The organism is Mycobacterium sp., assembly GCF_032162605.1.
In the GTDB taxonomy this organism is placed as follows: domain Bacteria; phylum Actinomycetota; class Actinomycetes; order Mycobacteriales; family Mycobacteriaceae; genus Mycobacterium.
The window spans coordinates 1-10029 of the sequence record NZ_JAVROT010000009.1; the positions used below are offsets into that span (position 1 = coordinate 1).

At 68.4% G+C, this 10029-nt stretch carries 10 protein-coding genes; 1 reads left to right on the top strand and 9 read right to left on the bottom strand.

Annotated features, from left to right (window positions below; genetic code table 11):
* Window positions 1–211 precede the first annotated feature (211 nt).
* Complete coding sequence (locus tag QOI01_RS00275) at window positions 212–829, top strand: EspA/EspE family type VII secretion system effector (protein WP_526377488.1); 618 nt, start codon at window positions 212–214, stop codon at window positions 827–829.
* Between the two features lie 47 nt (window positions 830–876).
* Here the strand turns inward: QOI01_RS00275 and QOI01_RS00280 are convergent, their stop codons facing one another.
* The 9 genes from QOI01_RS00280 to QOI01_RS00320 form a co-directional block, all read right to left on the bottom strand.
* Window positions 877–1116, bottom strand: coding sequence for a hypothetical protein (locus QOI01_RS00280; protein WP_526377490.1), 240 nt, complete (start codon window positions 1114–1116; stop codon window positions 877–879).
* Window positions 1117–1255: 139 nt separating this feature from the next.
* Window positions 1256–1591, bottom strand: coding sequence for a YbaB/EbfC family nucleoid-associated protein (locus tag QOI01_RS00285; protein ID WP_526377492.1), 336 nt, complete (start codon window positions 1589–1591; stop codon window positions 1256–1258).
* Window positions 1588–3153, bottom strand: coding sequence for a PPE domain-containing protein (locus QOI01_RS00290; protein ID WP_526377494.1), 1566 nt, complete (start codon window positions 3151–3153; stop codon window positions 1588–1590). The genes QOI01_RS00285 and QOI01_RS00290 overlap by 4 nt, the downstream gene beginning before the upstream one ends.
* 47 nt (window positions 3154–3200) lie before the next feature.
* Window positions 3201–4598: a type VII secretion protein EccE gene (gene eccE, locus QOI01_RS00295; RefSeq protein ID WP_526377496.1), complete on the bottom strand. Its 1398-nt coding sequence runs from the start codon at window positions 4596–4598 to the stop codon at window positions 3201–3203.
* Window positions 4595–5926, bottom strand: a complete 1332-nt coding sequence (gene mycP / locus QOI01_RS00300) for a type VII secretion-associated serine protease mycosin (protein WP_526377506.1) — start codon at window positions 5924–5926, stop codon at window positions 4595–4597. The genes eccE and mycP overlap by 4 nt, the downstream gene beginning before the upstream one ends.
* Window positions 5927–6175: 249 nt before the next feature.
* Window positions 6176–6433, bottom strand: a complete 258-nt coding sequence (locus QOI01_RS00305; protein ID WP_526377498.1) for an HPr family phosphocarrier protein — start codon at window positions 6431–6433, stop codon at window positions 6176–6178.
* A 34-nt stretch (window positions 6434–6467) separates the two neighbouring features.
* Entirely contained in the window at window positions 6468–8483 is a 2016-nt protein-coding gene (locus QOI01_RS00310) for a PTS fructose transporter subunit IIABC (protein WP_526377500.1), read from the bottom strand.
* 21 nt (window positions 8484–8504) lie between these two features.
* Window positions 8505–9491 carry a 1-phosphofructokinase gene (gene pfkB / locus QOI01_RS00315; RefSeq protein ID WP_526377502.1) on the bottom strand — a complete coding sequence of 329 codons (987 nt, stop codon included), beginning with the start codon at window positions 9489–9491 and terminating at the stop codon, window positions 8505–8507.
* On the bottom strand, window positions 9488–10029 hold a 542-nt coding region (locus QOI01_RS00320), incomplete at its 5' end, for a DeoR/GlpR family DNA-binding transcription regulator (RefSeq protein WP_526377504.1). The genes QOI01_RS00320 and pfkB, both read right to left, overlap by 4 nt.

Consider the following 10029-nt stretch of genomic DNA (forward strand, 5'->3'; position numbering starts at 1 on the left):
TCGGTTATGACTTTGCCGGGACCGTGTCACTTGCACTGGCTAGATCACTCGCTGCACTAGACGAAGGGACTAGCGCTGAAAGCGTGCGTAGACGCCCTGGTCTCGGTGAACTGAGCGACGGCGTAGCGCCTGGTCGCGACTTCGATAAGCCACGTCGGGACCAGGCAGATTTGTGGCGTCGACCCAGTTGGCGAGCTGGGATACTGGACGCGTGGGCGCTATTGAGGGGTTTTACTCCACGTGGGACAGCGCACGGAAGACCTTCGGAGAAGGCACGCCGCAAACCGGTGAGCATTTCGACACCAGCAGTACCGCCCTGCGCGGCTTGGACTCGCACATGGAAGCCGCCGCGCCGGGCGACCGGTGGAGCGGGACCGCTTCCACCGCGTACGACGCGGCCAACACCGAACACCGCAAGGTCATCAGTCAGCTCGCCGACCTCGACAAGCGGATGGCCACCGAAGTCACCAACGGGGCCCGGGTGATCACCGTTGGGCGACAGAACCTCGAATCCGTGCGGCAATGGGTGGCGGCTGCGGAGGCCAGTGTTCCTCCCGGTAAGGCCGGAGATCAGATGAAGATGGCGATCGCGCAGAAGGGCCTCGCCCAGCTTCAGAAGATCATCCAGAAGACCAACGCCGACTCCAACGCGGTTGGCGGGCGGATCCAAGGGCTGAACACCGACTACCAGAAACTGGGCATCCAGAAATTCGCCCCCAAAGAAGGCGATGGACCGCTTGAGGTTACGGGCGACGACAAGGAAAAAGACGGCGACGCCGAGAAGCACGCCAAGGAAGATGTCGACAGGACACTCAAGGACGGCGATTAAGAGGCCGCCGCGCGCGTCGAGAAGGTCCTGGGCACGATCAAGCCGTATCAAGAGCTCTCGAGAAGCACCGCGATCGCCACCAGCAGCCACGTCCGCCCGCTGCCCTTCTTCGGCGGCGGGCCCGAATGCTGCGTCCACGTCCCCTGCTGCCACCCCGGCGGCGGAGGCTGCTGCTGTGGGTTGGACACCGACGGGTCGAACGGCTGACCGTAGGGCTGACCCTGATTCGCTGCCGTAGGACCCCATGGCTGCTGTGGCTGCCATCCGTCCTGCGGAGGAATGCTCATCCCCTCACTCCGCCGACTGCCTCGTACATCCCCGCACCCCCACAACACTCGTCACCAACACGTTGGGGATCCAACGTGCGCACTACCTCACAGCAGGACAGTGAGAACGGTTCCCAGCGCACCAAAACGCAAGCTTCGCTCACCCAGTGCCATGTTCCGACGTGATCTCCAGGACCGCGGAATCGATGCGCTCCCGATCGGCCTCGATGGACGCCGACGCGCTGGCTCCGGCGTTCTGCAGCGCCTCGTTGATCCTGGCCGAGACTGTGTCGGCCCCCAGGCGCAGGAGTCCATCCTCGATGAACACGTCCGTCAGCCAGTGGTGCCCGTTCAGCGTCACCTCGACCGTTCTGGCTTCGTCAGTCGCAGTGAAGGATTCGCCCGCCATCTTCGCCAGCTGATCGTCCATCAACGACTGCAACCGTTGGGCCTGCCGCAACACGGCAGCGACCTCGGGATGCATGTCCTCGGTCACTGCGAGTCCTTCGGATTCTGCAGCGTTCTGCGCTTCCGATCCCCGATCACTTCCTCCGTGAACGGGCGGTCCTCAACGTAGATGTCCTCATCGGGCGAGAGTCCTGGTGCGCGACGCTTCTCCTTGCCGGCCTGGGCCTGACCGTGTCCGCCGCCCATGCCACCACCCATGCCGCCGCCCATTGCTCCACCGCCCGCGCCTGCTGCCGCCGGAACGGCGCCGGGCGCCGCTCCGCCCGCAGGCCCCGGTCCGACCGAGACGGCGCCGGTGCTGGGTTGAAGCGGTCTGGCGCCCACCCCCCCGCCACCACCGGAACCGCCGCCCGCGCCGCCACCGGCATCGGCCGCGGCGGGGTGCAAGCCCGGGTCCTCGGGCAGGCCCGGCATGTCCTCGGGGCTGCCACCGGGCACACCGCCGGGCGATCCGCTCGGCGAACCGCCGCCGGAACCAGACCCGCCGCCCGATGGCGAGCCGCCACCAGAACCCGAACCGCTTCCTGACGGCGATTTGCTGCCAGCCTGTTCCGCCGACATGGGCGACGCCGCCGGCGACGGGGTCTGGGGCATGGACGGCGTACCGCGTGGGGACTGCCCACCGCCACCTCCCCCGCCACCGGGCGCACTCGTGCCTGGCTCTTGAGGTGAGTGGGTGTCCTTCCAGTCGGACGGTAGCTTTCGGGGGTCGCCGTTGGCGTCGACCTTGGCCGTCGGCGCACCGACCGGTGGGGGTGGTTGGTCCACCGTCACCCGAGTGACCGCGGACTTGGCGGTATAGGCGTCCTGGATGGTCTCGGATTCCTTGTTGAGCTTGTCCATGGCCGACATGGTCTGCATTTGATTCTCGGTAGTCATGCCGGCTTCCAACGACTTGTATTCGTCGTAGACCGGGTTGTGGACACCCACTGCGGCCAGGTGTGCGTCCACGATCTTGTGCGCCTCGATTGCGAGCGCCTGCCACTTCTGGCCCAGCAGCGTGATCCAGTTGCCGTAGTTGAAGAACTTGCCGTACGCCTCGTCGGCGGCGTCGCCCTCCCAATTCACGATCGGCGCGATGAACGTTGCCCCCGCGCGCTGCAGATCCACCCCGTTGGTGTCCCACGCACTCTTCGCCGCCTCCAGCGACGCACCGTGGTCGCCACTGCCGAGCGCGTCTTGCGCCTTGTCGATGAAGAGGTAGCCGCCGCTGCTCGTCCTCGACGGCGAAGGCAGGTTGCCGGGCGCCTTCGGCTCCGCCGTGCCGCTGCCTTCGGGTATGACCGGTGCCGGGGCCGGGCCGCCGGTGTCGAGGCTGCGTCGGGCGGCTTCATCGAAGTCGTCATACGCCTGCGCGACCGATAGCAAGGTCTCGGACAGCCGCTGTTGCTCGGTCTTCGCGTACTCCTGGTTCTCCGCCAGGTACTTGGCATTCGCCTCGAGATGCTCCATGGTGCGGTTGGTGTGGGGCAGGTTGTCTGGCGCGTGAACCCCTGACACGAGAGCTGCGGGATCACTGAACTCGACGTTCGCCACCTGCTTCGCCTTCGCGCGCAGGTCCGCCGTGTCGACCTTGACGCCGTCGCCCATGTGTCCTCCTCACAACCTGTCCGAAACGCGGCCAAGCAACCCGAGCTCTATTGTTCCAGCGCCATTTGGTAGCGGCTTTCCTCACGGGGATTGATCAATCGGATCGGGAGCTGCCGATGGCGAGGAGTGTCGATGAAGTTGTGCCGCAGCACGACTCGGCCGACGCCAGGATGCGGACCCAGGTAGGTGGTCGAACTCGGCCATGCCACCTTGGCGATCTGTCCGACGCGGGCGTTGATGATCCCGGCGAACTCGCGGAACTGGGGCCCGAGCGTGACGACGGCACCGGCGGCCGCCGACCGGATCACGAACTGCGTGAACAGGCGCGCGTCGCCCAGATTGATGCTGACGTCGACGTCGTCGAACGGCATGTACACCGGATACCGGTCGGCCGTCTCGCCCACCAGGACACCCGCGGAGCCGATGGGCAACTCGTAGTGGCGGTCCGTGACGGGGCTCTGCCCGTGCAGGGCGGAACGCTGCCCGCCGAAGAGACACGAAAAGCCGCGCGGCGTAGAGGGAATCGCCAGCGTCGTCAGCAGGACCGTCGTCGTCGGCGCCGTGCCCGGGCGGACCCGAACACGCGTGATCGTGTGGTCGGCCCGCGCCGACCACCACACGTCGGGGCCACCGGGGGCGGTGTATGCGGCAGTGAACGTGCTGCGGCCCTTGATCAACGACCACGCCTCGCGCTCGAAGCTGATCTCGGTCGCGTGGTCGAAGTCGTCGAAGCTGCGGCCACACCGCGCGTCGATTCCGTTGCTGGACAGATGATCTGCGATTCGGGTCGTCGACGCAACGAGGTAGCGTGCCAACCCCGCGACGCCCGCCTCGCGGCGCAGCGCCGACTTGCGCGTCTCCTCCGGCTTGGCGCGCAAGACGATCCAGGTTCGCCGGTTGGCAGGCACCGGGTATGGGCCAACGACCTGTTCGTAGAGTGCGACCAGGCTCGACGGCGCCGTTCTGCCGACGCGATACCCGGCCGAGACGACGTCGGCCTCGAGGTCGGGGCAGTAGGTGGCGACGAGCTTCTCGACGAGCGCGGTGTCCAGCACGTCGTCGGTGAACGCCTCGCCCGACACGATGACGGTCGGGGTGAAGGGGCGCGGAACGAGCTCGATGGTCGAGATGAGGTGCTCACCCTGCCAGCGGACCGCGACGTGATCGCCTGGCATCACGGTCGCACCGACGGCGGGTTCGGACGGTGCGGCCGGTGCGGCCTTGTGCCGCCGCCGCCACGCGAACACCGCGGCGATCCAGCCAGTGGCGCGTCGGCCACGCGCCGTGAGTGTCGTTGCGACGGCGATCAATACGGCCAGCGTGATGGCCAACCACATCAGGTCGATGTGGATGAAGAACACGATGCAGGCCGGGATCAGCACTGCCGCCCACAGGAGGTGGCCGGTGGTGAGCCGGAGTCCGAAGACCGACAACAGGCGCTTCATCGGCGCCTCAATGCGCGGCGGGCGAGGGCGATCACGCTCAACAGCACCGCGAGGCTGACGCCGCCTACCACGACCATGGTGATGGGTCCGCGGTCGGGCGGCGGGATGAACACGGGCGGCGGAAGCTGGTCGACCTTGTACGGCACCGTCTTCGGCCCTGGTGGCACGTCCCACGTCAACGCGGCGACGGGATCGATGACGCCGGCGCCGACGTAGTTGTCCACCCCACCGCCGGGATGCCGTGCGGTGGCGGTGATCCGGTACATGATCTGGGCCGGCGTCAGGTCCGGGAACCGCTGCTTGAGCATCGCGGCGAGGCCCGACACGTAGGCTGCGGCGAACGACGTCCCGTTGATCGGGATCGGTCCGTCCTGACCCTGCAGTGCGTTGACGGGATTGCCGTCGTAGCCCAGCGCGGTGATGTTCTCCGCAGGCGCGGCCGCCCCGACCCACGGGCCGGACATCGAGAACGTGCTCGGCTGTCCGGTCTCGCCGATACCGCCGACCGTCAGCACCAACGGCGAGTACCACGCGGGCGAGACGATCGTCTGAACCTGCTTCCAGCCGCGGGGATCAGAAGGTATCGACGCATCGGGCGGCGGGTTCTGGGCGCAATCCTGCCCGGTGTTGCCGGCCGCGACGATGATCACCGCGCCCTTGGCGTTGACCGCGTACTCGATCGCCGCGCCGAGGCTCTTCTCGTCGATCGGCCGGGTGATCTTGTAGCAGGCGGCTTCGCTGATGTTGATTATCTGCGCGCCGAGGTTGGCCGCGTGCAGGATGGCGCGGGCAAGGCTGCGCAACGAGCCCGCGGTCGGCGTCGTGTTGGGGTCGTTCGGGTCGGTCCGTGCACCCACCGGCTGGTAGTTGTCCGACGTCTGCCGCAACGACAGGAGGCGCGCATCGGGTGCCATGCCGACGAAACCGTCAGTAGGCGCGGGCCGTCCGGCGATCAGCGAAGCGGCGAGCGTCCCATGCGAGTCGCAATCATTCATGCCGTCGCCGGCCTTGTCGACGAAGTCGCCGCCGGGCATGGCGGGGACCCGCGGCGAACCGTTCACCCCGGTGTCGATGACGGCGACAGTTACACCTGCGCCGGTTGCAAACTTCTGGGCGTCGGCGATCCGGAGGTAGTCGTTGGCCCACGGCTTGTCGGCGAAGTTGGCGCCGGGAAAGATCGTCGGCGACGAGCAGACCCGACGTAGCTCGGTGGGCTGATCCGGGCCCGTCTCGTCAGGTGGCAGAGCCGAGGGATCGATGGCCGGGGGCTCGATGGCAAGGGCCGGCGGCGCGCTGAACAGCGTGAGGAACAGCACCGCCAGCAACATGACGATGCGACGCGTCACGAGCCGTCCCCTCGTCCGTGAAGGACACCCGGGCTGTGATGCGACATCCATAGCAAAGCAGAAACCACCCTCTGGGCGACGCATCCCCTCACGTCAAGCACCCTGACCACGTGCACCAGGCAAGCTTACTGGGGCGTCGGCGTGGTCCATACACGTATCTCGACGAGCCCGGCGGAGGCGTATGCAGCGCCTCCTCCGAGCTCCGAGTTCGCACGGGGTCCGACGGCCTATCTAAGCGTCGAGATCCTGCTGGACGAGCTGGGCGACGGTGGCCAAGGCGGCCTCGTCGTCCGAGGCGACGGTGATCTGGGCGCCGTTGCCGGCCCCGAGCGTCATGATCATCAGCGCCGAGCCCGCGTCGACCGGCTCACCGCCGTCGAGGGAGAGGGTCACTGGCACTCCGGCGTTGACGACGGCTTCGGCGATGATCGCTGCTGGGCGGGCGTGCAGGCCGATCGACGAACCGACGATGACGGTCTTTGCGGGCATGGTGGATCTCCTTCTGTGGTGGTTTGTGGGGATGTCAGGCGGCGACGAGTTCGGGGGACGTCTCCGCATCGGTCTTGGGCTTGGCGAACTGCTTGGCGGCGACGACGGCCACCGCGGCGACCACGGTTCCGGCGGCCAGGGCGACCAGGAACCACACGAGGTGTCCGATGGCGAAGAACACGAAGATCCCGCCGTGCGGCGCCTTGAGGGTCACGTCGAACGCCATGATCAGGGCGCCCGTCACGGCGCCGCCGGCCATCATCGACGGTATGACGCGCAGCGGGTCGGCGGCGGCGAACGGAATCGCGCCCTCGGAGATGAACGAGGCACCGAGAAGCCATGCCGCGCGGCCGTTCTCGCGCTCGGGCTCGGTGAACAGGCCCGGCCGGACCGCAGACGCCAGCGCCATCGCCAACGGAGGGACCATGCCCGCAGCCATGACGGCCGCCATGATGCGCAGGGTCGACGGGTCTGCCACGTTGAGGCCGGCCGTGGCGAACGCGTAGGCCGCCTTGTTGACCGGACCGCCGAGGTCGAAGCACATCATCAGGCCGAGGATGATGCCAAGGAGGATCACCGAGCTGCCGGAGAGGCTGCCGAGCCAGCTGGTCAGCCCGGAGGTGACCGCGGCAAGCGGACGGCCGAGCAACAGGAACATCAGCAGGCCGACGGCGAGCGAGGCGACCAGCGGGATGATCACCACCGGCATCAGGCCCCGGAGCCAGCGAGGGACGTCGATGCGGCTGATCCACAGGGCGGTGAATCCGGCGATCAGGCCGCCGACGATGCCGCCGATGAAGCCACCGCCGACGAAGACGGCCACTGCTCCCGCGGTGAAACCCGGTGCGATGCCTGGGCGGTCGGCGATGGCGAACGAGATGTAGCCCGCCAAGGCCGGTACCAGGAATGAGAACGCGAGCCCGCCGAGCGTGAACAGCACGGCGCCGAGGTACTGGACGAAACCGCCCGACGGCAGGTTGGTCATCGAGTTGGTGGTGGCGATGATGTTGCCGAGCGACTGCGTCGCGCCTTCGGGCTTGTTGGCGATGTCGTACCCGGCGAAGAGGAATCCGAGTGCGATGAGCAGACCGCCCGCGGCCACGAACGGAATCATGTAGCTGACGCCGGTGAGCAGTATCTGCCGGGTGCGGGTACCCCACCCGACTCCGCCGGACGCCGACGGGCCGGATGAAGACGACGGTGCGCCCGCCACGCCCTCCACCCGGGCCGCATTCGGATTGTCCGCGGCCGCAAGTGCTTCGGCCACCATCTTGTCGGGTTCGTTGATCGCACGCTTGACGCCAGAGGCGATGACGGGCTTGCCCGCGAAGCGCCCTCTGTCCTTGACTCCGACGTCGGTGGCGAAGATGACGGCTGATGCCTTCGCGATGGTTTCGACGGGCAGCGGGGTGCTGCCCGAGGAGCCCTGCGTCTCGACCTGCAGATCGACACCGGCCTTCTTGCCCGCGGCGACCAACGAATCGGCGGCCATGTAGGTGTGCGCGATGCCGGTGGGGCACGCGGTGATGGCGACGATCGTCCGCTTCTCGTCCTGGACGACCGGTGCCGCGGCGGGCTTGGCGGCCTCCGCCGTGGCGGGCACGGGATTGACCACGTCCTCGACCAGGTCGACCACCTCCGCGGCCGACGCCGCGTTGCGCAGCGACTCCACGAATTCCTTGCGCACCAGCGCCCGGGCGAGGCTGGACAGCAGCTTCATGTGCTCGGCGCCGCCGGAGTCCGGTGCGGCGATCAGGAAGGCGAGGTCGGCCGGCCCGTCGGGGGCGCCGAAGTCGACGGCGGGGGACAGTCGGGCGAACCCGATGGTGGCCTCGTCGACGTAGGGGGAGCGGCAGTGCGGGATGGCGATGCCGCCGGGAAGACCGGTGGCCGACTGCTCCTCCCGAGCCATGGCGGCGGCGGCGAGACCGTCGCGGTCGGTGGCGCGTCCGGCGTCGGCGAGGCGTCCGGCGAGCAGGTTGATCACGGCCTCCTTGTCGCCGCCCGCGTTGACGTCGATGGTGACGAGGTCGGTGGTGATGATCGACATGGTTTTCTTCCTCTGGTGCGGTTAGGGGCGGGCGGATGGTGACGCTGAGGGCGTAATCGCATACACCCGAACGGAATTGAGATCGATTTGGGACGGTGACGGCAGTGCGGAGCCAGGCAGCGCAGCGGCCGCACTGCCGTAGGCGACCGCCATCTGCAGGCGATGAGGGGGCTCGGCGCCGCCGACCGCGGCACGCACGTACCCGGCCAACGAAGCGTCGCCCGCGCCGACGGTGCTGCGTGGCGAGATGGGCGGCGGGGAGGCCATCCAGCTGCCGGTCGGGTCGACGAGCACTGCTCCTGCCGCGCCGAGCGTGACCAGCACCGACTTGGCGCCACGTTCGATCAGTGCGTTGGCGGCGGCCACCACGGGTGTCGGATCACCCTGGGCGGCAGCCTGTTCCAGCTCTTCGGGCGACGCCCCGACGAGGCCGGCGAGTTCTTCGGCGTTCGGCTTGATGAGGTCCGGGGCGGCCCGGCCGAATGTTGAGGCGAGCGCGTCGAGCGGGCGCTCGGAGGTGTCGACGGCGATCCGGCAGGGCGCCGACGCCAGCTGCGCGACGATGTCGGCGTACCAGTCGTCGGGCACGCCGGGTGGCAGGGACCCCGACAGGACCACCCACGCTGCGCTCTCGGCGTGCTCGACGACCGCGCGGGTGAGCGCCGCCAGGGCCGCCTCGTCGAGGTGCGCCCCCGGCTCGTTCAGCTTGGTCGTGGTGCCGTCGGCTTCGGTGATCGCCAGGTTGGTCCGTACGGCGCCGCTGATCGACACGCACCGGAAGGACACCCCGGACGCACGAAGCGCAGCCACGATGGGGTCGGCGTCGGAGGCCGGGAGCACGGCCACGGCGTCGAGGCCTGCCAACGTCAGTGCGCGGGCGACGTTGACGCCCTTGCCGCCCGGCTCGCTGGTCGCCGAGGTGACGCGGTGCACCGCGCCGCGGGTCAGGGGCATGCCCAACGCAAGGGTGCGGTCGATGCTCGGGTTGGGGGTGACGGTGACGATCATTCGGGGGCGCCCGTCGAGATGACTTCGACGCCCTCGTCGGTGAGGAGCCGACGGTCGGCGTCGGTGATCTCGGAGTCGGTGATGAGGGTGTCGACGCTCGAGATCGGCGCGAAGCTGACGAAGTCCTCGCGACCGACCTTGGTGGAGTCCGCGGCGACGACGACGTAGTTCGCGCACGCGACCATGGCGCGCTTCACGGCGGCCTCCTCGCTGTCGGGGGTGGACAGTCCGTGTCTGGCGCTGATGCCGTTGGTGCCGATGAACGCGATGTCGACGCGCAGCTTGTCGAGAACTCGCAGTGCCTGCTCGCCCACGGCTGCCTGGGTGACGCCCCTGACCCGTCCGCCGAGCAACTGCAGCGTGACGGTGGGCATCGAGGCCAGTCGGGCGGCGATGGGCACGGAGTTGGTGACGACGACGAACTCGCGGTCGGTGGGCAACTGGTTGGCGATCCGCGCCGTCGTCGTACCCGCGTCCAACAGCAGGCTCGCACCGTTCAGGGGGAAGAACTCGCCAGCGGCGTCGGCGATCGCGTCCT

What these genes read in the sequence shown, in the direction of transcription:
- QOI01_RS00280 (WP_526377490.1), bottom strand. Translation starts at nt 1,116, where the DNA reads ATGAGCATTCCTCCGCAGGACGGATGGCAGCCACAGCAGCCATGGGGT.
- QOI01_RS00305 (WP_526377498.1), bottom strand. Translation starts at nt 6,433, where the DNA reads ATGCCCGCAAAGACCGTCATCGTCGGTTCGTCGATCGGCCTGCACGCC.
- QOI01_RS00290 (WP_526377494.1), bottom strand. Translation starts at nt 3,153, where the DNA reads ATGGGCGACGGCGTCAAGGTCGACACGGCGGACCTGCGCGCGAAGGCG.
- pfkB (WP_526377502.1), bottom strand. Translation starts at nt 9,491, where the DNA reads ATGATCGTCACCGTCACCCCCAACCCGAGCATCGACCGCACCCTTGCG.
- eccE (WP_526377496.1), bottom strand. Translation starts at nt 4,598, where the DNA reads ATGAAGCGCCTGTTGTCGGTCTTCGGACTCCGGCTCACCACCGGCCAC.
- QOI01_RS00310 (WP_526377500.1), bottom strand. Translation starts at nt 8,483, where the DNA reads ATGTCGATCATCACCACCGACCTCGTCACCATCGACGTCAACGCGGGC.
- mycP (WP_526377506.1), bottom strand. Translation starts at nt 5,926, where the DNA reads ATGTTGCTGGCGGTGCTGTTCCTCACGCTGTTCAGCGCGCCGCCGGCC.